The organism is Thermococcus aggregans (assembly GCF_024022995.1).
GTDB classification, from domain to species: Archaea; Methanobacteriota_B; Thermococci; order Thermococcales; family Thermococcaceae; genus Thermococcus_A; species Thermococcus_A aggregans.
This window is the reverse complement of sequence record NZ_CP099582.1, coordinates 1,147,915-1,173,020: the sequence shown is the minus strand read 5'-3', so window position 1 is coordinate 1,173,020 and position 25,106 is coordinate 1,147,915. Positions and strand designations below refer to the sequence as shown.

At 43.1% G+C, this 25,106-nt stretch carries 20 protein-coding genes; 8 read left to right on the top strand and 12 right to left on the bottom strand.

The genetic code is table 11. The features are described from left to right. Positions 1-4: 4 nt before the first annotated feature. Positions 5-1,891 (bottom strand): ATP-binding cassette domain-containing protein, encoded by a 1,887-nt coding sequence (locus NF865_RS06460; protein ID WP_253303949.1) that lies wholly within the window; start codon positions 1,889-1,891, stop codon positions 5-7. A 98-nt stretch (positions 1,892-1,989) separates the two neighbouring features. On the opposite strand from NF865_RS06460, the gene NF865_RS06455 reads away from it, so the two are divergent. Beyond that, a complete protein-coding gene (locus NF865_RS06455) occupies positions 1,990-3,849 on the top strand; it encodes a prolyl oligopeptidase family serine peptidase (protein WP_253303948.1) in 1,860 nt (619 codons plus the stop codon). Here the strand turns inward: NF865_RS06455 and NF865_RS06450 are convergent. Beyond that, positions 3,839-5,032, bottom strand: coding sequence for an outer membrane protein assembly factor BamB family protein (locus NF865_RS06450; protein WP_253303947.1), 1,194 nt, complete (start codon positions 5,030-5,032; stop codon positions 3,839-3,841). The two genes, NF865_RS06455 and NF865_RS06450, sit on opposite strands and share 11 nt — an antisense overlap. A 33-nt stretch (positions 5,033-5,065) precedes the next feature. Next, positions 5,066-9,235 carry a DEAD/DEAH box helicase gene (locus NF865_RS06445; protein WP_253305596.1) on the bottom strand — a complete coding sequence of 1,390 codons (4,170 nt, stop codon included), beginning with the start codon at positions 9,233-9,235 and terminating at the stop codon, positions 5,066-5,068. A gap of 101 nt (positions 9,236-9,336) precedes the next feature. Here NF865_RS06445 and NF865_RS06440 point away from each other — a divergent pair, with 101 nt between their 5' ends. Beyond that, entirely contained in the window at positions 9,337-9,618 is a 282-nt protein-coding gene (locus NF865_RS06440) for a hypothetical protein (protein WP_253303946.1), read from the top strand. Here the strand turns inward: NF865_RS06440 and NF865_RS06435 are convergent. The 4 genes from NF865_RS06435 to wtpA all read right to left on the bottom strand — a co-directional run bounded on the left by NF865_RS06435 (position 9,594) and on the right by wtpA (position 13,679). Continuing rightward, a complete protein-coding gene (locus tag NF865_RS06435) occupies positions 9,594-10,703 on the bottom strand; it encodes an aromatic amino acid transport family protein (RefSeq protein ID WP_253303945.1) in 1,110 nt (369 codons plus the stop codon). The two genes, NF865_RS06440 and NF865_RS06435, sit on opposite strands and share 25 nt — an antisense overlap. Before the next feature lie 106 nt (positions 10,704-10,809). Further along, entirely contained in the window at positions 10,810-11,844 is a 1,035-nt protein-coding gene (gene wtpC, locus NF865_RS06430; RefSeq protein ID WP_253303944.1) for a tungstate ABC transporter ATP-binding protein WtpC, read from the bottom strand. Then, on the bottom strand, positions 11,837-12,580 hold the full coding sequence (gene wtpB, locus NF865_RS06425) for a tungstate ABC transporter permease WtpB (protein ID WP_253303943.1): 744 nt from the start codon (positions 12,578-12,580) through the stop codon (positions 11,837-11,839). The genes wtpC and wtpB overlap by 8 nt, the downstream gene beginning before the upstream one ends. A 31-nt stretch (positions 12,581-12,611) precedes the next feature. Further along, positions 12,612-13,679 (bottom strand): tungstate ABC transporter substrate-binding protein WtpA, encoded by a 1,068-nt coding sequence (gene wtpA, locus NF865_RS06420; protein WP_253303942.1) that lies wholly within the window; start codon positions 13,677-13,679, stop codon positions 12,612-12,614. A 135-nt stretch (positions 13,680-13,814) separates the two neighbouring features. Here wtpA and NF865_RS06415 point away from each other — a divergent pair, with 135 nt between their 5' ends. The 4 genes from NF865_RS06415 (at position 13,815) to NF865_RS06400 (ending at position 18,006) form a co-directional block, all read left to right on the top strand. Further along, a complete protein-coding gene (locus tag NF865_RS06415) occupies positions 13,815-15,119 on the top strand; it encodes a 2,3-diphosphoglycerate synthetase (RefSeq protein ID WP_253303941.1) in 1,305 nt (434 codons plus the stop codon). Further along, positions 15,116-16,015 (top strand): 2-phosphoglycerate kinase, encoded by a 900-nt coding sequence (locus NF865_RS06410; protein WP_253303940.1) that lies wholly within the window; start codon positions 15,116-15,118, stop codon positions 16,013-16,015. Before NF865_RS06415 ends, NF865_RS06410 begins: the two co-directional genes overlap by 4 nt. Before the next feature lie 62 nt (positions 16,016-16,077). Further along, on the top strand, positions 16,078-16,488 hold the full coding sequence (locus NF865_RS06405; protein WP_253303939.1) for a CBS domain-containing protein: 411 nt from the start codon (positions 16,078-16,080) through the stop codon (positions 16,486-16,488). Positions 16,489-16,494: 6 nt separating this feature from the next. After that, positions 16,495-18,006: a metallophosphoesterase family protein gene (locus NF865_RS06400; protein ID WP_253303938.1), complete on the top strand. Its 1,512-nt coding sequence runs from the start codon at positions 16,495-16,497 to the stop codon at positions 18,004-18,006. Here the strand turns inward: NF865_RS06400 and NF865_RS06395 are convergent. The 5 genes from NF865_RS06395 to NF865_RS06375 all read right to left on the bottom strand — a co-directional run bounded on the left by NF865_RS06395 (position 18,003) and on the right by NF865_RS06375 (position 22,972). Beyond that, the gene (locus tag NF865_RS06395) at positions 18,003-18,473 is read right to left on the bottom strand and encodes a hypothetical protein (RefSeq protein WP_253303937.1); all 471 of its coding nucleotides are present in this window, start codon (positions 18,471-18,473) and stop codon (positions 18,003-18,005) included. The two genes, NF865_RS06400 and NF865_RS06395, sit on opposite strands and share 4 nt — an antisense overlap. A gap of 50 nt (positions 18,474-18,523) precedes the next feature. Further along, a complete protein-coding gene (locus tag NF865_RS06390; RefSeq protein WP_253303936.1) occupies positions 18,524-19,117 on the bottom strand; it encodes a potassium channel family protein in 594 nt (197 codons plus the stop codon). After that, positions 19,104-19,721: a potassium channel family protein gene (locus NF865_RS06385; RefSeq protein ID WP_253303935.1), complete on the bottom strand. Its 618-nt coding sequence runs from the start codon at positions 19,719-19,721 to the stop codon at positions 19,104-19,106. The genes NF865_RS06390 and NF865_RS06385 overlap by 14 nt, the downstream gene beginning before the upstream one ends. A gap of 59 nt (positions 19,722-19,780) precedes the next feature. Continuing rightward, positions 19,781-20,965, bottom strand: a complete 1,185-nt coding sequence (locus NF865_RS06380; protein WP_253303934.1) for a magnesium transporter — start codon at positions 20,963-20,965, stop codon at positions 19,781-19,783. 138 nt (positions 20,966-21,103) lie between these two features. Further along, the gene (locus tag NF865_RS06375; RefSeq protein WP_253303933.1) at positions 21,104-22,972 is read right to left on the bottom strand and encodes a phosphoenolpyruvate carboxykinase (GTP); all 1,869 of its coding nucleotides are present in this window, start codon (positions 22,970-22,972) and stop codon (positions 21,104-21,106) included. 267 nt (positions 22,973-23,239) lie between these two features. Here NF865_RS06375 and NF865_RS06370 point away from each other — a divergent pair, with 267 nt between their 5' ends. Beyond that, a complete protein-coding gene (locus tag NF865_RS06370) occupies positions 23,240-24,325 on the top strand; it encodes a nucleotidyltransferase family protein (protein WP_253303932.1) in 1,086 nt (361 codons plus the stop codon). Positions 24,326-24,335: 10 nt separating this feature from the next. After that, entirely contained in the window at positions 24,336-25,043 is a 708-nt protein-coding gene (locus NF865_RS06365) for a phosphohexomutase domain-containing protein (RefSeq protein ID WP_253303931.1), read from the top strand. The last annotated feature ends 63 nt before the right edge of the window (positions 25,044-25,106 follow it).

The following is a 25,106-nucleotide window of genomic DNA, read 5'->3' as shown; positions in this document are numbered from 1 at the left end:
GTGGTCAAAATTGATCAGTTAACTTTGCACTTCCATAGCCAACAAAAAGGACTTTATCGGGGTCCAAAGCCTTAACGACCTCTGGTCTATGGGTTATTATCAAAGCAGTTATCCCAGCTTCTCTCAAAATTTCGCTCACTTTCTTGGCAACCCTCATTGCGGTGAGAGTATCGAGGTGTGCCGCAAATTCATCAATGAGTAAAAGGTTCGGCTTTTCTGCAAGTAGGGATGCTATTTTTGCCCTCTCTTTTTGACCCGTTGAAAGCTCGCTGAACTTTGCCCTATAAAGTACGGCATCACTTAGCCCAGAGCGGTTTAGAACTTCGACAGCTGCGTTTAAATCCCCTATTTTCCTGTAAACGTGCTCCAAAATGCTTTCGCTACCAAAGATGGGCTCCTGCTCTCCCGGCAACAATGCTGAAACTCTAACATTATCCGGCACTTTGATTTCTCCACTGCTGGGCCTATATTTCTCATCCCAATAACCCAGTGCAGCTCCGAGGACAAGCCTAATTAAAGTCGTTTTTCCAGCCCCGCTGGCCCCAACTACCGCAATTACTTCGCCGGGCTTAATTTCGAAGTTCAAATTCCTCAAGACCGGTCTCTGTATTACCCTATGTCTGACCCCAAAAGCCTCCAAAAGGAACTTTATCTCCTCTGGAAGGCCTTTTATATCCAGTTCGCTTTCAAAAACCTTGCTGACGTTTTTAAAGACTATCGGCCCCTTTAAAGGCTCGACCTTCCCGTAGCTCGGCCTCCACAGTCTCCCATCCTTGGGAGCGTATGGATCCTCCTTGAGGAACCTTTCGATGTATTCCTTAGCTTCATCTGTTAAGGGATAGAAAAGTACGGGCCTCCCGCTTGCGGTCTCCCAGAGAAACTTGAAACCAACCTTCTCAAAGAACGGATTGAAGCGCGCCATTTGTGCTATGGTCTCTACAATGTGCTTTCTCTTTCTCATCTCGGGGATTCTTCTTTCACTTATCCAGTCAAGGGCAGCTTTAACGCTGAGCTGTCCAAGTCCATCACTTCTATAATCCGGATGAACAACTACCCTCGCTATCCTAGCTCCAGCGGTGTTGCTTTCTCTTAAAGCCTGCCACTTTGCTTTCTCCCACAGCAGATGGCGTGCAACCTTTTTACTGTGCTTCTTCTTCAGTTCCTCGTAAAGTTCTTTCATAATTCTTTCTGGCCAGAAAGAGGGCTTAAACCACTCCTCCGGGAAAACCTTCTCCCTTATGTTCTTTTCTATCTCTCCATTGGGCAAGCGGCGGTGCATCAGCGGAATCGGAGGGTCAACCCTCACATACGCCAGAATCCTCGGTTCATATTCCTCTCTGTTCTCAAGTTCAAGAATTAGGAAGCGTGATGCTGGTGTTGAACCTTTAATCTCAAGGATATGGACTTTTTCATTTCCGCAGACAGGGCAAGCCTGTTTTGTGTTTGCCTCAAATATATGCCCTTCTTCACATCTCCATAATGCGACTTTCTCCTTTTGTGATGCGTAGTGGTACTGCTCGAGCTCTGCTATTGCCTCAAAATCGCTTTCATAAGTTGCTTCTCTTGCCTTTATTCTATAAGTGTAAAGAAGTTCACCAGTTAGGGGAGAAAAGCGCTTTGCTTCGTATTCTTTCTCCCAAACTGGCCAGACCTTTATTTTCTCTCCTTCATAAAATTTATAGAGTTCGTAATCATCAAAGTCGAGCACATTGCCCTTTTTGGGCTTATTCTTGGTGTGTATTTCCACTTCATCTCCCGTTATCAGCCATTGAGCAATGCCGCTCATATAGAGCTTATACTTTTCTCCATTACTCTCAACTTCGAGAATCCCAAACCATCTGTGCTTAAAGCGAGGGACTTCACTGCCAACCACTTTTCCCCGAATTATCATAAAACCACCTAAGAAATTATTAGGCGAGGAGATATTTAAAGGTTGAGCGTAGCGATACATTTAACAACGCTAATCCCCATATCTAATAGGTGATGAACATGGAAGACCCTTACATCTGGATGGAAAACCTAAAGGACGAGAGAGTTCTAAAATTTGTCCAAGAGGAAAACACACGCTTTAGAGAGTTTATCGGAGATTTACCCGAGAAGCTTATTGAAGAGGTAAGAGAATACTACTACCTTCCAAACATTGTGAGAGCTCAAATCACCGAGAAGGGAACAATTGTACAGGTAAATGAAGGGGGAAGGCAGGCTATCAAGGTCCTTGAGAGCGGGGAGGTAATAGTTGATTCAAAGGAACTCGAAAAAGAGCTTAACGATGAAGTCCTTCTTCAGGGGTTCATAGGAGACAAAAAAAGCAAAAAGTTAGCTTACACCTTCTCAATTGGTGGTGCCGACGAAGGAATAACGAGAATAATAGACCTCGAAAGCGGAGAGATTATTGAAGAAATAAAGCCCTCAATACGGAACATTGTCTTCCTTGAGAATGGTTATTACTTTGCCCGCTTCTACAGGAAGGGAGAAACACCAGACGGAGTTCCCGCTCCAGCAGAAAGGATATTCCTTAAGAAGGAAGAAAAAGAAGAAATGATCTTTGGTGAAGGGCTTGTCTCAGGCTATTTCATGAACCTCCAAAAGAGCACCGACGGAAAATGGGCAATGCTTACCGTGAGCTTTGGATGGAACAAGGCAGACATTTACTTTGGACCCCTTGAAGAGCCGGAAAAATGGAAAAAAGTGTATTCAAGCGAAGTCCCGGCCTACCCAATAGACTACGTCGATGGAAAGCTTTACATATACACAAGAGAGGGCAAAGGGCTTGGAAAGGTCATAGCATTAGACGGCGAAGGGGCAAAGGAGGTAATAGCGGAGGAAGAGTTCCCGTTGGAATGGGCGATTATTGTAAACGGAAAGATACTTGCCGGCTACATGGTTCATGCATCGTCAATGCTGAAGCTCTTTACGCTGGATGGCGAATTATTGGATGAGATAACTTTTGATGTGCCGGGACAGGTGTATCCGCTGGACAGCGATGGCAAAAAAGCCCTGCTCAGATACGAGAGCTTCACAGTTCCATATAGATTGTATAAATTTGATGAAAAGCTCGAAGTTGTGAGTGAAGTAAAGGTTGAAGGAGACTTTAAAGTCGGCGAAGACTTTGCAACCTCCAGAGACGGAACCAAGATTCACTACTTCATCGTTAGAGGAGAGAAAGACGACAGAAAGGCATGGGTCTTTGGATACGGAGGATTTAACATCGCACTAAAGCCAAGGTTCTTCCCGCATGTGATCCCATTCATAAAGCGCGGCGGAACCTTTGTGATGGCAAACCTCCGTGGCGGTTCCGAGTACGGTGAGGAATGGCATAGGGCTGGAATGAGAGAGAACAAGCAGAACGTGTTTGACGATTTCATGGCGGTTCTTGAAAAACTCAAAAAAGAGGGATACAAGGTTGCGGCATGGGGAAGAAGCAACGGCGGACTTTTGATTTCAGCCGTGCTGACACAGAGGCCTGACCTTATGGATGTCGCTTTAATAGGCTACCCCGTTATAGACATGCTACGCTTCCACAAGCTTTACATTGGCAGCGTTTGGATACCAGAATACGGCAATCCAGATGACCCAAAAGACAGAGAGTTTTTACTCAAATATTCTCCATATCACAACTTAAAGCCTCAAAAGTATCCGCCGACGCTCATTTACACAGGTTTACACGACGATAGGGTTCACCCGGGCCATGCACTTAAGTTCGCAAAGCGGCTCAAAGACATCGGTGCATCGGTTTACCTAAGGGTGGAAACAAAGAGCGGCCACATGGGAGCTTCGCCTGAAACCCGGATTAGGGAGCTAACGGAGCTGCTCGCTTTTGTTGCTAAGACGCTGGACGTTAAAGTTTAGAGTCTAAGGAGTTTTTAATCTCTTCATACTTTTTTCTCGCTTCTTCCCTACTCTTTTGTAGTTCTCTCCTGTTTACCCATATCGCAGCAATGCCCACGACAATTGTCAGCAGAGCTCTATAGAAAATGCCATTGTTAAAGGGGATAGGATCATCTTCGTCTATAATGCCGTCTTTGTCATGATCAAAGAGGGGATTTATTGCTAAGCTCACTTCAGAACTCCCGTAGGCTATAAACTTCTCATCCCCAGAAATCGCAATTCTCCCCAATGCTATTCCCACTTCTGGATACAAAGGATAATAGCGAGTGTTATCCCAGAGCACTTTTCCCGACCAATCGAGTATATGCAGTGCACCATCATACACTAAGATATAATTTTGAGAGATCGCAAAATCCCTTATGCGAGAGAAATTCTTCGTCCAGAGTAAGCTTCCATTTTCACTATAAACTCCCAAGTAAGACCCCTCTTTCGAATAGAAAGTCACAACGAGTCTTCCATCATCCGTAAGCTCTACAGAACCAACAGTTCCCTTCCACGGTTCAATGGTTTTTATGAGATTCCCTTCTCTTGAGAAGAGATAAATTTTGCCTTTCTCAGTGACTGCAATGGTTTTTCCGTTTGTGGCGACATTTTCACCAAAAGCCAAGCCCCAGAGCTCATTTCCTCGTACGTCAAAAACCTTAACAACGCTACCGTTCCTTACGTAACCCCTTGCCACAATTAAATCACCGGCTGTGCTTAGAGAAGTTACATTGAACTCCTTTCTCCAGAGCTCAGAACCCGTAGGAGAATACGCTATAAGATAAAACGGAGAAAAAGTAAAAGTAGATTCATCAAGCCACTTAATACTGTAGGTTCCAAGAGCTATAACATCTTTTGAGAGATCAAATGTTCCAAAATCATCAAAAGGCAGTAACGTTACGTTTCTGACTATCTTTCCATCCCTTATAAAAAGCAAGCTCCCATTTTTTGGGTTTCTCGATAATCCATGGTATGTCACCTTAACAACGAGGGTGTCATTTTGAAACCCTATTCCATCTACATCCCATTCAAGGCTGAGATCAAGTCTATATATTCTATCTAGCAGAGGATCCCTTTTGGAAGTTTCCTCCCAGTAGTTCAATGTCCAGAATATTAAAAAGATAAACAGGATGTTCAGCAAAATTCGTATCTTTTTACTCACCTTACTTCCCTTTATTACTTCTCAACATGGTATTTAAACCTTTTCCCCTATTAGCTTCATGATTTTGCTGTGCAGCTGCTTAATAAGCTCCCTTCTGTCCTCCATGAGCACAACGTCGCTTGCTCCAATCACTTCAAGATTAAAGGCAAAAGGTGAGGGCAGTTCATTATGCTCTACCACCACTTTTATCTCCCCCTTTTTAACCCAGCTCAGGAAGAGCTCTGCATTTTCTATGTCCATTTTGTCCTCCATTATCTCCCTGTAAGTTTCTTTCAAAAGCGGAAAGTCGGGATAGTTTTTCTCCAAAAGCCTTAAGAGAGTTTGTGCATTTAACTGCTGTCTGCTTAAGCTCTTCTTTCTTCCCATGTATCTCCTAAGGATGAGCAGACCTCTGTTTGCAACGTGCCTAAAGCGCCTCTTTAAAAGCTCCGTATTGTCCAATGCCCTCTTTAAGGTTTCCCTTAAGTTCTCAATCTGGAACAGTGCCTTAATTTCTTCCTCGTTTAGGGGCTTCTCCTTGGGGAGAATGAGCATAAATCCATTGTCGCTTATTGCTATCCCAACGTTGGCTTTCTTCTTTTTGCTGATAACATAGGCAAAGGCCCTGCTTAGGGCTTCATTAGCCCTTCTTCCAATGAGCGTGTGGAAAAAGTACTTAGCCCTTTTCTCGTCAAAGACCTCCTCAACTAAAAGAGTCTCATCGTCTGGAATTGTGGAATATTTTTCCTGCTCTCTGAAATAGGCCAAAATAGCCTTTGCAGCTTTTTCGTCAATTTGGTATTTCTTCATAAGGAAACTTTTAGCCCTTTTGTTGTTTAAGAGGCTCTTGACTTCCCTTCTAAACCTTTGAATGTCTATAGCCAGATCAAAACTCAAGGGGAGCATTTCAGAAAACCATGCCGGGATAGTAGGCTTTGCTCCCTCTTTAGGTATCACGTATATTCTGTTCCCCCTTGACTTCTTGAACTCATACGTCCTGCCGGCAAGAACGAATATGTCTCCAGGCATTAGCCTTTCGGCAAATTCCTCTTCAACAGTCCCTATGAAGCGCCTATCCAAGGTGTAAACTTCAATTTTTGCCTCGTCTGGAATCGTGCCAACGTTCATGTAGTATATCACCCTCGTCATCTTGCCTCTCTTGCCGAACTTCCCCTCATTTTCATCGAGCCAAATCTTAGCGTAGACTTTCTTCTCTTCTAATCCGGCGTATTCCCCTGCGAGATAGCGCAAAACGCTCATGAAGTCGTCAAAGCTTAGATTGCGGTATGGATAAGCCCTCTTAACAAGCCTGTAGGCCTCATTGATGTCCCAGACTCTCTCCAAGGCCATGCCAAGAAGATGCTGCACAAGAACGTCTAGTGGATTCTGGGGAATTTTAATCCTATCAAGCCTTCTATTTCTCGCATTATGGGCTAAAACAGTGCATTCCACTAAATCGTCTCTATCCAGAACGAGAATTATCCCCCTACTTACCTCATGCAACCTATGCCCTGCCCTTCCAATTCTTTGAAGTGCTCTGTTGACGCTCTTTGGTGAACCGATGAGGACAACCAGATCTATTGTACCTATATCAATCCCGAGCTCAAGACTCGTCGAGCTGTTTTTTGAGACGAAGCCGTTAACAACGTAGTTTCCTGTTTTAGAGTCTAAGATGCCATATGCATCCGCGATAAAAACTGACTCTACAGATTCAATTTTATCGAAGAAAATGTCTCCATTTGCAAGCTTTTGGAGCTCCTCAATTTCAGAGAGTACACCCTCAGCGTTTCTCTCCCTCGCAATTCTCTCGTAAAAGTCAAGCAGTCTAACTAAATTTCTCCTGCTGATTTCGCGGGTTCCTAGCTCAACTTTGATAGGATTGTACATCCCCATTTTTTGAAGCTGGTATGACGTGATGCCAAGCTTCTCCCTTATTTTCCTGAGACGATTGCCAATTCCGGGAATTACATCGGAATTTGAATATCCGCCAGATGTAATATTTTTTATTTTTTCAAGCCCAGGACGCCAAGGCTCTATTAGCTCTCCAAATTTTCGTAGATATTCCCCACCTAAGATTGCGACGGTGTAAGAGGTTCCGACCTTTCTTATCTTTTTGCCTTTAAATGAGTAGCATTCGTTGTAGTCCCGCCTTCTGAGAGATGCAACGATTCCGAGCTGGAGTAAAAGATTGCGTATCCCTTCGGCAAACTCTAGGTTAAAGGTAGCGAAGCCAGCCGAATACACACGATTGTCCTCTTTTATCTCAAGGTATCCGTCACCATCAAAATAACCAGATAAAAACTGAATCTTGTGCTCTTTTGGAAGGCGGTAGAGTATCTCTGGAAATCTTCCATCGATAGATTTCCTTCCATTGTTCCCCACAAGCCCTTTAAAGATGCGAAGGAGCACGCTAAATGGGATTTCAAGCCCATATGTGCTTTCGTTTTGCCTTCTTATAACTCCTTTAATCCCAAACTCTTCTTTGACAAGCTTGGCATAACGCCTAAGCACTTCTAAATCACTGGAAAAAAGAGTTATTGAGTTGCTCTTCCATGAACCGTCGGCAAGCCAGAAGCCGAGAAGCCTAGCCATCCCAGGAGTGAATCTTTTAGGCAGTTCGTAAGTGTTTTTGTCGGATGTTATTTTCACAACATCGTTTTCTTCGATGCTCATGTTAACTTCATTAAGAACCATTTTTAGTTTGCACCATCTAAAGGAATACTCACCCCTAAGCTGCCTTGATAAGTAGCTCTCACTCACATTCAGTTTCCTTGCAAAGGCCTTAATCGAACCAAATTTAGCCTGAATGTTCTTCTTTAGCTCTTCTAAAAACTCAGCTCGCAAATGTAAGTAAGCGGAATCTGGAAGGATTTCAAAAATGGAAATTTCTTCTTCTAAACTTGGCAACCTGCGCAAAATCCCAATGTAGTCCCCAGGCTTGAGCTTCCCCGCTTCAATCCAAGCAGGCTTCCCATATTTTATTGTGAGAAACTTGTGTCCTTTTGTGGCTTCAACTTCAAAGCCAAGCTTTGTTTTGAGTCTTATTCCCTCAGAGTTGTATTTAATCTTGTGAACGCCCTTGAATCTTACAAAGCTACTTTTTGTGTCCTCAATCCCGATTATCTCCTCATTACCGATAAGCTTGTCTATTCTCTTAATCCCTTTGGAAGTAAGCATCTTCATGTGTCCCGGGACACATACAACGGCCTTAAGCTCCCCTCTCTTCAATTTCTCCTCTACTTCAAGCCTAACGTCTCTGGAAAGGCTTGAATGGTGAGCTTCGATCAATTCCGCGTATTTCGGAAACCTCTTCTTAAGGTGATATGCAACCCTTTCAGCTCCGCTTCTTGTGTTTGTAAATATCAGCGTCGTTCTATGCTGCTCTATGAGCTCCTCCAAGCGTTTGTACAAAGCTTTACTGATTTCCTCAGCCGAAGCATAGACTAGGTCTTCAACAACGCTCTCAACTTTGATTTCAGTCTGCTTCGCAAAGCTAACATCAACGATTAACCCAGAGCGTGGAGTGCCGTCATCATTAAAACCGAAGACAAACTTGGCAACTTCCTCAAGGGGATGTATTGTTGCGCTTAGGCCGATTCTAACGAAATCCCCGGCAAGATTTTGAAGCCTTTCCAAGCTTAGGGTTAGGTGACTCCCTCTCTTGTTCTCAGCCAAGGCATGGACTTCATCAATGATAACATATTTGACAGTCTTTAACCTCTGGCTGAATTTAGGGGCGTTGAGAGCTATGGCAAGGCTTTCCGGGGTAGTTATCAGAATATGGGGCGGCTTCTTTGTCATCTTCTGCTTTTCATAACTTGATGTATCGCTAGTCCTCACAGCCACCCTTATCTCTGGCAGCTCGTACCCAAACTCCTTGTATACCTCTCTTATCTCCTTCAGAGGCTCCTCAAGGTTCCTCCGTATGTCGTTGTTCAAAGCCCTTAGGGGAGAAACATAGAGAACGTAAATTTGATCCTTAAGTTTGCCCTCCTTTCCAAGAAGAACAAGCTCGTTTATAGCAGCGAGAAAAGCGGATAAAGTTTTTCCACTACCAGTTGGTGAGGATATGAGGACGTTTTCCCCCTTGTGGATTTCAACAACTGCATATCTCTGAGGAGGCGTGAACGTCCCAAATTTGCGCCTAAACCACTCTCCAATAGGCTTATCGAGTATTGCATAGATTTCCTCATCGCTGTATTCCCTACTTGCAAACCTTATCATTGCCCTTCGTTCATCATACATACCAGAATCTTAAAAATTTTGATGCGATTATCGAACAAAATCGTTTAAAAATGCGAAACTAAACTCTAGCGGAGATGTCCATGGAGAAGCTTAAAAGAGCGGTTGGAGAGTTCAACAGACTTCACGGAAGCAAGGCTCAGGCAGAGATAATAGAGACAACGAACGACGAGGTTGTAATAGAGTTTAGAGGCTCCTTCTGCAAGACCTGTGGATTGTTTGACTATTTCGATGACATAAAATGGGAAGCTATAGAGTTTGGGCTGCATGTGGAGCCAGTAGAGATTTTAGAAAGCGAGGAAGACTTTGAAAAAGGGAGATACGTTGTAAAATATAAAATTCACGCCAAAGAGGCAATTGAATAGAGGAAAAGCATTAAAAAAATCACTCCAGAGAAGTAAGCTACCCAATGAGGCACATCCAGATGGAAGCCCTTCTGTTCTCTTTTTACCTTTAGGTACATTGCAGTTGGCAGTATTCCTGCATATAGCAGTCCACCAAAAGTGCCGGCAAGCCACAGGGCATTTACAAAGCTCTTAAGGCCGAGGAAGTACACTATCAGCGGTGGAAATACTGTTAATATCCATGCATGAACCTTATTTACTCTCAGAACCTCTTTTATGTTGTCCATTCCTGCAAGGGCTATGCCTATATAACTCGTGCATATTGCCGCAAGGGGCAAAACAAGACCCAAAATTCTGCCCAGATTTCCATATAACCTTTCAAGTGCACTTGTTGCAAGTTCGGGAGTATTTGAGCCAAATGCTCCCACAAACGAAAGAACGAACAACGCATAAAAGACCATTGGGACGAGATAACCTATAAAAACAGCTTTTGCTGTGGTTTTTACATCTTTCAACCCTTTAAAGAGCTCAGGGATTACCATATGGCTTACATAGGCAAAAATTACTACACCCAAGCCATTTAAAGCCGCAGAAGTGTTGAAAGTAAACAAATTATCCCTCTCAATTCTGCCCAAAACAAGGGCTATCGAGAGTGCAAGAGCCAAAAGAAGGACCAGAGAAAGAGTTAACTCAGCCTCTCCGGAAGCCTTAATACCCATAAAAACTATTGCGCTCATTAAACCCCAAAAGATTAGGGCTGCGATTTCGGGCTTAATGTTTGTCAAGGAATGTATAATCTCAGAGCTTCCAGCAATGTAAGCTATAAGAGCCCCGTATGCCAAAGCGGAGATGCTGAGAAACATTAAAGCGCCACCTACTTTACCTAAATGCTCCTCGGTAAGTTTTGAAAGGCTTTTCCCTGGGTTTTTGGCAGCAACTTCAAGGACAAACAAAGCCGTCAAAAGCGTCATTAATCCAGCTACAATAACTACCAATACTCCGAGGATTCCAGCGTCTTTCAACGCATATGGTAACCCCAATACACCCGCCCCAATTTGAGTTCCTATAAGCATTGCACTCGCTTCGGCCAACGTTAGCTTTTTCATGTTCTCACCGGTTATGAAAAGGATTTCATAGATATAAAAGGCTTGCCATATGTAAAGAAAAGGTCGTTAAAAGACAAATAAAAGCACTTATGCATACCTGCATACATTAGAAGACATGAATCGCCGTTGCTTTAAAGCTCAGGTAAACATCTTTTCCCTCTTCAATTCCCATCTCTACCAGAGAAGAACGAGTGATGAACGCCCTAAGCTGAATTCCACCAACCTCAAGAGTTAGCCTTACAAGAGAGCCTAAATCTTCAACCGTCAAAACCCTTGCCTTGAATTCATTTCTTGCAGAGCTTTTTATGGGTTCGCTTGATATCACAATGTCCTCTGGCCTGATACCGATCCTTACCTTCCCCTTAACCTCAACCGGCAGTTCTATTGAAATTCCATTTGCCCTTAAGACTCTTCCCTCTGCAACGCCCTCAATTATGTTCTCAAACCCGAGAAACTTGGCTACTTCCTCGTTTTTAGGCTTGGAAAAAACCTCTCTAACTTCTCCAGTTTGAATTAACGTTCCATTAAGCATTACTCCCACCCTATCCCCCAAGCTGACAGCCTCTTCAAACGAGTGTGTCACGTGCAAAGCCGTAAAGTTAAGTTCTTTTCTCCATCTTTTCATCTCTTGAATAAGCTTAGCCCTCGTTTGGGGATCCAAGTTCGCAAATGGCTCGTCGAGAAGTATAACCCTCGGTTCCAATACTAGAGCCCTTGCAATAGCCACTCTTTGAGCCTCACCGCCACTCAGCGTTCCCGGTTTCCTATGCAAGAGGTGGGAGATTTCAAGGGTTTCTGCGATTTCCTTGACCTTTCTGTCGATTTCGTTTTTTGGAATCTTCCTAAGCTTTAATCCGTAGGCTATGTTATCATAAACCTTCATGTGAGGGAAAAGAGCATAGTTCTGAGGGATATAAGCTAAATTCCTCTTTTCTGGGGGAAGAAAAGTTATGTCTTCCCCGTCCATGAATATCCTTCCAGAATCCGGCATGAATATTCCAGCAATAATCTCAAGGAGAAGGGTCTTCCCAGCACCACTAGGGCCCAAAATTATGAAATATTCATTCTCCTTAACTTCAAAGCTAATATTTCTAAGCTTGAACTCTTTCCAGTCCTTGCTGACTTTTTCAACCCTAAGCATTTTTCGACCTCCCCACGAACCACCTTAAAACAACGAAGATGCTAAGGCTCAGCAGCACCAAGATAACGGAAATTGGCCTTGAAGCCCTCAAACCGTAGTTGTTGAAATACTCCATCACCAGAACCTGTGCAGTTTTGGGGTAGTAGGCGATAATAAGGATTGCTCCAACTTCGCTTATCGCCCTTGCCCACGTCATTATGGCACCGCTCAAAATAGAAGGCATTGCAATTGGAACAGATACCGTAAAGAACGCCTTCAGCTTGCTCGCTCCGAGCGTTCTTGCTACATGCTCAAGCTTTTCATCCACAGCCAGAAATCCATCCCTAGCGGCATTGATTGTAAAAGGGGCAGAAACAAAGAGCATTGCCATGATTATCCCAAGATAGCTGTCCAGAATCCTGCTGGAAAATGTCGTGAGGAGCATTATGCCAACGACGGAATGGGGAATAACGATGGGAACATCAACAACGGCCTGAACAAAGCTTTTGCCCTTAAAGTCCTTCCTCGCAAGGACATAGCCTAGTGGGACTCCAAAAAAGAGAGAAATCAGCATCGTGGCTGTAGAAGTGAGGAGAGAGTTTTTAAGCGCCTCAATTACGAGATCGTCGTGGAGTGCATTTATTAACATCTCCAAGTCTAGGAGTTGCTTGGTCACAATAACAGCTAATGGAAGAAGTATGTACAGAACAAAGAACGTGCCGAGCAGAGCGAAGAACCATGTTACGTAGTCCCTCATGTCCTCACCTCTGAAAAGGAAATTAAAAAGTTTAGCCTTCGATCTTTACTTCATCCCTAATCTCCTTTGGGATGTTTCCAAACCCCACAGGTGGCCATATGAAATCCTGGTAATTTTCCTCAAAAATCTCTTTGCCCTTTTCGCTCAGCAAGAACTTTAGATAGGCCAAAGCGAGCTCCCTATTGGGAGCATCCCCTAAAACCGTTACCCCGTAAACAATCGGCTTTGCTTTAATCGTTTTTCCCGTCGAGCCCAGCGTTATCGACACTTGACCATAATGCTCCGCTAGGGCAAAGTCCTTCAGGTTAATCTCCCTGGGCAGTTCGATGAATTTCAGATTGTGCTGCATCGCAACGCTTTTGTAAATGAAATAGTAGTCCAAGCTGCCGCTCTCCACCAAACCTGTTAAATCGGTCTCCTTTGGTCTTATAACAACCTTGTCGGTTTTAATTTGAATATCCTTTGGGGCGATTATATGGTCTCCTTCGGCATAGATGTTTGTGTTCTTCTCTACCAGGGTTTCAAAAATCGACTTTCCATAATAGAGGTCAGCAAGCTTCATCACCATAACGCTCCGATAGCCACAGGGGTCTTGATTTGGGTCACTAAAACCGAATGAAACATCGGGTTTAGCTAAGATCTCGTACCAGTTGTCCGAGTTAATCTCATCGGAATATTTGCTCTTGTCGGTAAAGGCTATGACTATTTCATTGGTCGCAAAAAGAACGTAAAAATCCGTATAATCCGGCACCAGCAATTGGGGGATTAAGGTGTAATCTGCCACAACCACTATATCTGCTTTTTTCCCCAAATCAGTGACTTTTCTAACGGCCATGACGCTTCCACTGGCTTCTGCTTGAATCTCCACGTCGTAGCCAATAGTTTTAGCATACTCCCTAAAAGCCTCACCAACGTCTTTTAACGGCTCACTTAGAGAACCAGCATGGAAAATCTTCAAAGTTGCCTTTTTAAGCCCCGTTTCTCCTGAAGAAGAGACACTTCTCGTGCCGCTGTCTTTAACTTCGCTCCCTCCTATGCAGCCGCTTGCAATCACCGCAAAAATGAGAACCCCTAGAATGACTAGCGACATCTTTTTCATGACACCACCGAAGGATACTCAAACTTTGGGGCATTTAAACATTTTGAGTAAATGCCTATGTTAAAGTTAAGTCAATTTGCTTAACCCAGAAGGGTTTTTATACCTACTTTAACTTAAACTTCTAAGGGTGGAAAAATGAGAATGGTGCTTATTGATGGTGAGCACTATCCTGATGTAACCGCATGGGCTATAAAACAGCTCGGAGATGTGTGCTGTGCGGTATTCTTGGGAGGTACGGAAAAAATAGGGGATATAAACTCATTAGAGGAAAAAATAGGTGTTAAGCTGTATTATGGCGAGAATTACCTTATCGAAATTGAGAGGGCTATTAGGGAGAACGATATTGAAGAAGTTATTGACCTCAGCGATGAGCCCGTGCTGAACTATGAAGACCGCTTTAGAATAGCAGCAATACTCTTAAAGCACAGCGTAAGATACAGAGGTGCTGATTTTGAGTTCTCTCCAAAGGAAATGATTAAAATTAACAAACCAAGCCTCACAATACTTGGCACTGGAAAGAGAGTGGGAAAAACAGCGGTAAGTGGTTTTGTTGCGAGGACTTTAAAGGAAATTGCAAAGCCCATAATTGTTACCATGGGTAGAGGAGGACCGAAAGAGCCCGAGATAATTGAGGGTAACAAGATAGAGATAACTCCCGAGTTTTTGGTAAAAATTGCGGACTCTGGAAAGCATGCAGCCTCTGACCATTTTGAAGACGCCCTAACAGCTAGGGTTCTAACTATTGGATGTAGAAGATGTGGAGGAGGAATGGCAGGTTTCAGCTTTTTTGACATAGTTGATAAAGGAGTAAAGCTTGCAGAAAAACTTGAAGGGGACATAGTAATACTGGAGGGAAGTGGTGCGACTTTCCCTGCAGTTAAAGCGGACAAATACATAACTGTCGTTGGAGCAACCCAGAGGATTGAGTTCATAAAGAGCTATTTTGGTCCCTTCAGGGTAGGGCTAGCGGATTTAATTGTTGTTACTCTGGCTGACATGGTAAGTAAAGATAAGCTCGAAGAACTCAATAGGGTTCTAAGAGATATAAACCCAGAAGCCGATATCCATTTAACGGCCTTTAGACCAAGACCACTGGGAGAAGTAGAGGGCAAAAAAGCCCTCCTTGTTATGACCGCACCGCCAGAGGGGCTTGAGAAGGCTGCAGCATATCTGGAAAATAACTATGGAGCAGAAATAGTTGGAAAGAGCTCCAACTTAGCAAACAGGGCAAAGCTCAGGGAAGATTTAAAGCGCTTTGCTAACTACGATGCTGTTATAGTGGAACTAAAAGCGGCAGCCGTAGATGTTGTCACAAAAGAAGCCCTTAAGGCAGGAAAGGATGTAATATACCTAGACAATGAACCGATAAATATAGACGGCAAGGACTTAAGAGAGGCAGTTTTGAGGATTGGGAGAGAGCTCAAAGGTGAGGGCAAATGATAATCGTCGTTGATCCCGAAAAGAAGACCAAGATACCCTTTTCGCGGGGAATCTTGACAAGATCAATAACATCAACCGGTGTCGATGTGGGAATAGCATATTCAATAGCGGCTGAGATAGTGAAGGAACTTGAGAAAAAGAACGTAAAGGTCATTACCAAAGATGAGATTCGAAGGATAACATATGAGAAGCTGCTGGAGCATGGGCTTAAAGATGCCGCTAAGAAATACCTCTTCTGGCACGAGCTTAGAAGGCTGAAGTACCCAATGATAATCCTTCTCGGAGGAGCGACCGGAGTTGGAAAGTCCACACTTGCAACGGAGTTAGCTTTTAGACTTGGAATTAGAACCGTCATAGGGACTGACACCGTTAGAGAGGTCATGAGGAAGATAATAAGCAAAGATCTACTGCCAGCAATCCATACCTCCTCATTCCTGGCATGGAGAGAACTCAGAAACCTACCAAAAGATGTAGATCCGCTCATATATGGATTTGAGAGCCAAGTTAGATATGTAACAGTGGGAGTGAACGCCGTCGTAGAGCGTTCATATAAGGAGGGTTTCAATACAATAATAGAGGGCATACACCTTGTTCCGGGCTATGTAAATTTGAATGACAGGAGCTTTATGTACTTGATAACCGTGAAAAACAGCGAGTCGCTTGAAGCGAGATTTCATGAAAGGGCTCGATACAGCCTTAGACCCGCCGAGTACTACGTGAAGAACATCGACAACATACTGCGCATCCAGGATTATCTAATAGAGAAAGCGAAAGAATACGGAATTCCGATTATAGAAAATGTGGAGCTTGAAAAATCTATAAACGCTATAATGAGCCATCTTATGGAGGAAATACCAAAACGGCTTAAGGAAAAAGGTATCAAGCTTTCAATTTAATGACAAAACTCTTTTATTTTCCTAGGCTAACTAGTGTTTGAGAGCTTCTTATGGTGAGTCCCATGGATGAAAACGCCCCCATTAAAGTTTATATGACGAAGAAGCTCATAGGCGTAAGACCCAACGATACCGTTCAAGAGGCCTGTAAGGTTATGGTGGAGTTTGACATCGGTTCTCTCGTGGTTATTGACGAAAAAGACAACGTAGTGGGTTTCTTCACAAAAAGCGATGTTATTAGAAGGGTTATCGTCCCCGGCTTGCCCTATACGACCCCCGTAAAGGAGATTATGACAAAAGAACTCATTACTGTAGATACAAATACCCCTCTAAAGGAAGTTCTGAAGATTATGGCGGCAAAAAGAATAAAGCACATGCTGGTTAGAGAAGGAGAAAAAGTTGTCGGAATCTTTACGCTAAGTGATCTGCTTGAGGCAAGTAGAAGAAAGCTGGAAACTTCAATAGCGGCGGAGTGAGAAACTATGAAGATAGCCCACATAAGCGACACGCACATAACCAGTGGGGAGGCTTACAAGGGATACGCCTACGACTTAATAGCCAACGAAATCAACACACTTGATTATGACATAGTTATTCATACTGGAGATGTAACAAACGAGGGACTGAGGGAAGAGTACGAGAGGGCAAGCTATGAACTAAAAAAGATCAAGAAACCTCTAATAGTCGTCCCCGGAAACCACGATGCAAGGAACGTGGGCTACGAGCTCTTTGAGAAATACATAGGGCCTCTAAATGGGGTTTACGAAAAAGGAGATCTCGTTATCATATGGGTTGATTCAACAATCCCGGACTTAAGCGATGGAAGAATAGGTGGATACAAGTTTAAATGGCTCAAAGAAAAGCTTGAGGAATATTCGCACAAAAAATTCAAGATTGTTGCTGCCCATCATCATCTAATTCCCCTCCCCGATACGGGAAGAGAGAGGAACGTCTTATTTAATGCAGGGGACGTTCTGGACTTACTTCTAAAGCACGATGTCACCCTTTACATCTGCGGACACAAGCATGTTCCCAACGTCTACAAAGTTGAGAGCCTCGTTGTGGCAAATGCGGGTTGTACTTCGTGCAGGAAAACAAGAAAAGGCGATGTGAACAGCTACAACATAATCAAAATTAAAAACGATGGAAAGATTTCAGTGAGCATAAAGCGAGTTACAGGAGAGGTAATCCAGAGAGACTTTAAAACCAGAAAGCAAAGAATCTTCGTCCCAAAGAAAAAGAGATTGCTGAGAATAGTTCAGATGAGCGAGAGCAATGTATCGGATAGGGTTTACTTTAGAGAGAGGGTTTTGGAAAATGCGATTAAGGCTATTAACGAGAAGTATAGGCCAGACTTAGTTATACACTGTGGAGATATAGTAGATGTTGGAACTGAGAGATATTATGCAAAAGCCTATGAATTCTGGGAAAAGATTAAGCCGAAAAAGATTATAGTGCCTGGCCACAACGATATTACCTACCTTGGCTACGATCTTTTCAATGAGTATTTTGGGGAGCCAGATATTGTAGAACTCGGCGATTTTGTGTTTATACCAATAATTTCAGCACAATATGAAACCCCGATAGGCGTTGTAGGAAGAATAGGCCAGAGGATTTTAAGGAAACACTTAAGGGAACACGAAGAAAAGTTTAGGGTTGTTATAATGCACCACAACATAATACCGATACCCAAGAGCAGGGAGATAGGGTTCTTGGAAGATGGGGGCAACGTATTGAAGATACTAACCGACGAAAAAGCGAATTTAGTCTTAACCGGGCACGGGGGCAACACGCTTGGGATAAAAGTTGAAGAAACACCCATAATAAACGCTGGATCAATAAGCTGGGAGCTCCATAGAAACCCATTTGGAAACTCCTTTAATTTAATAGATGTCTATGAAGACATGATAGCGGCGTTTGAAATACAGGCAACCTGGGGATCAAGAAAGCTTCTTGGAATATGGAAAATAAAAACAAAAGTGCCATGGGCTTAACCAAAGAAAGCACCCATCATGTCCATCTGCTCTTCGGAGAAGCCCTTAACTTTGAACTCCCCCATCTTGGGAATAAGCTCTTCATATTTCTTTTCATCGATCTTCTCAACATTGGAATCTTTTACGTGAAATGCCCTTGTGGTATCGTCTGACCTGTAAGCAACTAGGAATTCGTCACTTTCTATGTTCTCAAAGTTCACAAAGATAGCGTTTCCACCGGTGTAGGGCTTCTTGCACTTAAAGGGGAAACTCGCGGAGTTTAACATCGCATCTCCAAGGGCAAAGTTGGCCTTTTTACCGTTTATTTCAGTCCAAAATGGCTTCCCCTCAAAGTCCCCTTCAACAACCACAAGGATCTTCTGGTCATCAAGCTCTACAAGGGGCGCACCCTTTTCCTCAAGGATATTAAAAAGCTCCTCAATACTTTCAGCGTTTTTTAAACTTGCCACAAATCCTTCTACTTTCATGTCAAAGCCTCCATTTTCTTTCCAAAAGAAATAACTGGAAGGGTTTATAATTATTCCTCCTCTATAAATTCCCCTTCCTCACCTTTTTCGTTGGAGAGTTCCCTCAGACGGTCAATTCCTGAGCCTACGGCTATCAATATGTCCCCCTCTTTAATTTTCTCGTCCTTAGAGGGGTTGTAGATGTACCTTCCGTTCCTCTTTATTGCAATCAACCTTACACCCACTTTTGTCGGAAGCTTGAGCTGTTTTAAAGACTGCCCTATAAGTATTGATCCCTTGTTCACCTTTATGCGCCCTATTTCTTCCTCAACGTCGTGCATTATTTTCCTTATTATGGGGTGGGGCTCAACATCTCTAAGAACAATGTCGGCTATCTCATAAGCGGAATCGCTTATCTGCTCATTTATTGTTGCCATTTCAATTATACTGAGAAGCTTTTCAGGGTTTTCTTCATGTTTAGCTGCTCTCAGGGCAAGTTTCTTAACTTTTAACGTGAGCTCGTCCATCTTTTCTTCAAGAAGGTATACTTCATCAGCTATGTCTTCGCTATTGTACATGACAGAGGAGAAGGCAAGGTCGACCATAAGGGAAGAGAGGTTTTTCATTTCTATGAGACAATCCTTTATCTCTTCAAGCTCTTTCATCACCAACCACCCTGATAGCCCCTCTGGCGATTTCTTTAAGGTGTTCAACGGAAGTATGAGTTCCCCTTCCAATCAAAATATCTCCCGGCTTTATCTTGAAGTCTTTATCCGGAGCAAAAATCCACCTCTTGCCCCTCTTGACGGCTATTATCCAAACACCGGTATTCGTGGCTAGATCAAGCTCCCCAAGTGTTTTTCCCACAATAACCGAATCGCCAGATACGGGGATTTTTGTTATTACCTCCTCACTTTCCATAATTGCCTCTGTAATCACCGGATGAAGTTCAACCCCTTCAAGAACCATTTTTGCAAGGTCTCCAGCGGCGTTTGAGATGTCCTCTATGGAGTTTGCCATCTGGAGAAGGGAGGTTATCTGCTCCGCCTCTTTTGGGCTCCTTGCTGCCAAAACAGCATGGGTCATTAGGTGGTAGTTAAGCAAATCCATTCTCTCCTCAAGATCTAGTACTTCTTCGGCTATTTCCTTGTCTCCGAAGAGAATTGCCGTATAAGCAAGGTCAACCATGAGTTCCACAATGTTTTTCATCTCTATGAAAATTTCCTTAACGCTTTTGGGTTGGTACTCAAACTCTTCAAACTCTTCCATTCCTCCTATCCTCCCATTTTTATCTCATCCACCGTTTTCTTTTAAGGTTTTTTCTTAGACTAAACAATTAGATGGGCAACGCCAACGGTGAATAGTGTTGAAAAGATGTCGGCCAAAGTTGTTATCGTCGGAACTGTGACATTATCTGGGTCTAAGCCAAGCCTATCAAAGGCTATCGCAAGGAAATATCCCAAAAACATATTAACCAAAACCAACAAGGGGTAAAGAAAGATAAACGGATAGATAATTCCCACAGCCTTACCTAAGCTTAGCTTTACCACGCCAATTGCCATTAAGTTCATTAGAATGGCTATAACAAAGCTGGTCAGGAAATATACAAAAATATCCAGAATGGAGTCTCTGTTAAGAAGGCCCTCTATTTCTCCAAGGTGGAGCTTCGTTGAGGTTTTTGCTCCAATAATTGATCCATAGCTTCCAGCGGTACCAAGTATTGCAGGGTACATAACGCTGAATGCAACAGATGCATAAATGACTTCACTGTATGATTCGAGCAGTCCTCCCGAGATGCTCGATAGTAATGCTAAAACCCCAATAATTCCCAGAATCTCTCTAATCATCTGCCTATCTTCACTTTCAAACTTTATTTTAAGGAGCATAACCAGCAAAAGCAAAAACGCCAAAACTACTAAACCATCAAAAATATGAGGAACATCTTCATAAAGAAGGATAAAAAACAGCAAAAAAGGCATCGTGACGAGATCTCCAGCGGAAGTTACCAGAGGTGCTGCCACTGTGTCCGGGTCAATACCTTTCTTAAAAGGAAATACCGTGGCAAGTGCAGTTGCATAACCCATTATTAGGCTGACGAAAATAGTAGAAGTTAGCACTATTAAAAGCACTATTAAACCGGATATAACGTTTCCCATCTTAAAAACTCCTACAGTCCACAACACAATCGCTGGAAGAAGAGATAGTAGAATACTCAAGAAAATGTTTTTCACAACATTCTTATCTCTCAGCTTTGGTTCCATCTCACCGAGATGAAGCATCGTTGTAAAACGAGAAGCCATTGCACCAAAAATATTGCCCCTCAACCCCATAAGACCCGGGAGAATTACGAATATAACGGGATAGCTCAACATAATTTTCTCAAAAAACCTCCCCAAAAACGCCCCAGCAAAGAAGTCCATAACCAGACAGGCTATAATAGCCGGAATTGCTACTAATGCTTCTCTGAATTTCTCTGAAAGCTCCCTTCCAAGAACTACTTGGAGGTTTTTCATATTCATCCCCCCTCATCTCTGCTCCCTCCGCTATTGTTTTGCTCTCCGAATAAATCTCCAAAAAATCCTATAAAAAGGTTATGGTGACCTCAACTTATGAAAAAGCTCGTAAAAATAGAGTGATAAAAGAAAAAGACCTCACTCAAACTGGAATGGTGATATATAATCACCATATTTTTCTCTTGCTTCAAGGAGTCTTTGCTTTTCTCCCTCTAAAATCTTAAAGAGCTCTTCAGGGATATTGCCAACATCCCTATAAATCTTTTCAATCCTCTCTATCTTAGCTAAAAATTCTGGAACCCTAATGGTAAACTGCTTTTCGTAATCCTCTCTGCTGTAGTCCTTGTTAAGAACCTCCTTGAAGAGCTTCTTAAGGTCTTCATATTTTGGAATGTAGCCAACCGGGGTCTTTATGGCATCGACATCGCCATGAACTCTAAGCTCCATCCACTTAAGCCATACTGCCTTGTCGAGCTTATGGTTCAGCCAGTTGCCGTTTTCATCCCTAAGGAAGTAGTTAACGGCAAATATCTTTGGCTTTATCCTCAGCTTTTTCTCAAATTCAAGGTAGTTCCTAAGGTAGTCCCCGATATGGACGCTAAGGAAATCCAAAATTGCCATTGGGTTAAATGTCCTTACTCCCTCTTTGCCAAGCGTTGCTGCTGTGGTTTCGCTTTCCAATGCCGCACCCATGGTAACTACTCCGTGTGCCCAGTCAAACGCCTCTCTAACCGGAGGCCAAGTGTCCTTATCGCGGCCCCCAAATATCATGCCGCCAATCCTAACACCACATGGGGCTTCTAAAGCTTCTAAATCAGCATTTGGGAAAGCCTCAAGGCTAACGGTAAAGCGGGCATTTTTGTGGCTCGGTGGGATTTCATTGCCTTCTGCATCTTTCTTTCCTTTCCACCACTTTCCGCTGTGGTTTTCTCCTTCGTCTGGAATTGGAATTCCCATGTCATTCCAGTAGGGTTTTCCGTCTTTAACGAGCACATTTGAGAAGATTATCTCGTTCGGTGAGTGAAGAACCTGCCAAATTATTGGGTCATCCTCCGGATTAACTCCCTGAATTATTCCGAAAACACCCTTCTCAACGTTTGCTCCTCTTGCTTCTCCTTTCATGTCAACTATGAACGTTAAATCATCACCCACTATGTTCTCCCACGGAATCATCGCAGTTGAGGTTTTACCGCACATTGAGGGATAAGCCCCAGTAAAGTAAGTTTTCCTGCCGTTTGGCCCATTAACACGCATAAGGAACATGTGCTCACTTAGCCACCCTTCTTGGACAGCCCTTCTAATCGTAAGCCTAAAGGCAAGCTTTTTGAGCCCTATTGTGTTGCCGCCGTATTGGGTGTTTGCAGAGTAAACGGTTTCCCCCTCAAGGTCAATGTAAATCCTTCTCTTGTCTATGTTTTTGCTTGTCTTCCTCTCATCAAGCTCACCTGCGGAATGCACGAACTTCAGGAATTTTGCCTCTCTTCCCAACCGCTTAAACTCCTCGTAACCCTTTCTGTAAAGTATGAACTCGCTGTGAGCAACGTAAGCGGAATCAGTAAGCTGAACGGCAGGGATCGTGAAAATAGAATTCTTGGGTCCAAGAACGAAGAAGCACACAAACAGCTCTTTGCCCTTTGCTATGTCCTTCATAATTTCATGAATCTCTCTAAGGCCCTCTTCTCTGTCCATAGTATTTACGAATGGAACCTCAACTCCTTTGGGAACTAAAATTTTAGTTCTCGCCTTGTCCCTGGCTTGGTCATAATAGCCGTCGTAGTGGACAGTATGTCCCTCCATTGCAAGTGGCTTCTCTTCCCCATATTCGATGGCTTTCCTTCTTACATAGTCTTCGTCTTCCTTTGAATCTGTGCAAACAAAAACCTTTGCAGGATTCAAAAGATCAATGTACTTTGCCAAAAATTCATGGAGTTCAGGGTTGTCAATTGCCCTAATTTTCTCAAACTGCTCTGGCTCAAGCCTATTTTTGAGGTACTCCAAAGGATCCATTTATATCACCATAGAACCCTAACAACGAAGAATTAAAAACGTTTCTTTTACGTGAAACATGCTACAAGGACAGAAAATCAAAAATTGAGAGGGATTTGAAATTAAGGTGCACTCTCAACGCCTTAAGCCCCAAATAAGAGTTTAAGAGAATTGCAAAGAATATGAAATGTTAACCAGAAGTCCCCAATAAGAAATGTCCCATGTGAACAAAAACAAAACCATAAATTATATTAACTGAGAAATCCTAGACTTTATGGTGGCAGTTATATGCAGGCAGTGATTCTAGGGGGCGGAAAAGGCACAAGATTGCTTCCTCTAACCGTCTACCGTCCCAAACCCATGATTCCATTTTTCAACAAACCCATGATGGAGTACATAGTCAACACCTTGGTAGACGCTGGAGTAGATGAGATATTTGTGCTCGTTGGGTACCTCAAAGAAAAAATCATTGAGTACTTTGGGGATGGAAGTGAGTTTGGTGTCGAGATACACTATTCAAACGGGGAAAATATAAAGCTCGGGACCGCAGGGGCAACAAAAAAAGTTGTTGACAAAATAGAGGACACTTTTATAGTCGCCTCAAGCGACATTCTCACGAATTTAGACATTAGAGCCCTCTATGAGTACCACAAGAAAAAGAAAGCCCTGGCCACGATAGCTCTCTCTGAAGTTAAAGACCCAACGCAGTATGGAATAGCGATTTTGGATTCCGATAACAGGATAGTAAGGTTCAAAGAAAAACCAAAGCCAGAAGAAGCGTTTAGCAACCTTGTAAATGCAGGGATTTATGTTTTTGAACCAGAAGCTTTCGACTTAGTGCCCAAAGGAGAGAACTTTGATTTCTCCAGAAATCTGTTTCCCAAAATGATAGAGGAAAACTTACCCATCTACGGTTTTCCGTTTAAAGAATACTGGAACGATGTAGGGAGACCATCAAGCTATCTTCAGGCAACTGCGGACGTGTTTGCAGGGAGACTAAAGCTTCCGCAATTAAGAACAGAGACTCTCAAGGGAAATCTGGAATATGGGGGCTCCCTTTACAGCGGTAGAAGATGTCAAATCAGGAATCCCACGATAAGGGGATTCGCAGTACTGGGCGATAATGTTAAAATAAGCAGAAATGTTAAAATAGAACGTTCGGTAATATTCTCCAATGTAACTATTGAGGAAGGAGCAGAGATTTACGAAGCAATAATTGGAGAGAACGTTTACATCGGAAAGGGCGTCGTTATTGAAAGCGGTAGTGTTATAGGAGACAACTCCGTGATTGAGGACTTCACGAAGATTGGAGCAAATGTAAAAATCTGGACCGAATCAAGAATTGGAAAAGAAAGTATAATACTCCCTGATTGAGGTGATTATGATGGAAATTTACAGATCCGAAGAATTCAATCCAGAAGAGCTTGCTCTGCTCGGTAGAGCCATAGGGACTGTAGGACAGGATACCATAATTGTCGGACGAGATGGAAGAGCAATCTCAAGGTATGGAAAGAGAGCACTTGTGGTGGGCATTGTGAGCACCGGAGTCGCAACTATGGACGTTAGACTTATCCCGCTGATAGCTCTCAAAGATTTTGCCCACAAGAAAGGCCTTCCTCTTGTGTACGTTTACTATCACAACGGAGTAAGAGTAGAGGTCAGCGGGCTGGATCCTGACGAAATAAAGACCGTACTTGAAAGCAGGAAGTTTATAGAGGCTCATCCCAACGATATAGGTGCTACGATTTATTATCCCAATGCTCTGGATGACTTTCTGCAGGATATTTTCAAACACTACAACTTTAAGATAGAGGGAACCGCATTGGTGGACTGTATGAACACCCCAGCAGTGCTGTTCTTCCCCAGGCTGAACGAACACTTTGGGTTTGAAGTTGAGCTTCTCAACGATATGATGACAAGCTATTTGCCTCCAAAACCCAAGGAGGTTTACCTGCAAAAGCTCAAAAAAGGAAACTACGCATTTGGACTTCGCTTCAAACCAAATGGATATGTGGAGTTCCACAAAGGAGGAGAAGAGAAAGAGTTTGGAAGTATGTGGAAGCTTTTAGACTACATGAAGAAGACACTCTAAGCTTAACTCTAAGCGAACACAAACCATAAAAAGAGAAAGCCCAAGTAAGTCGCAACTCTGGAG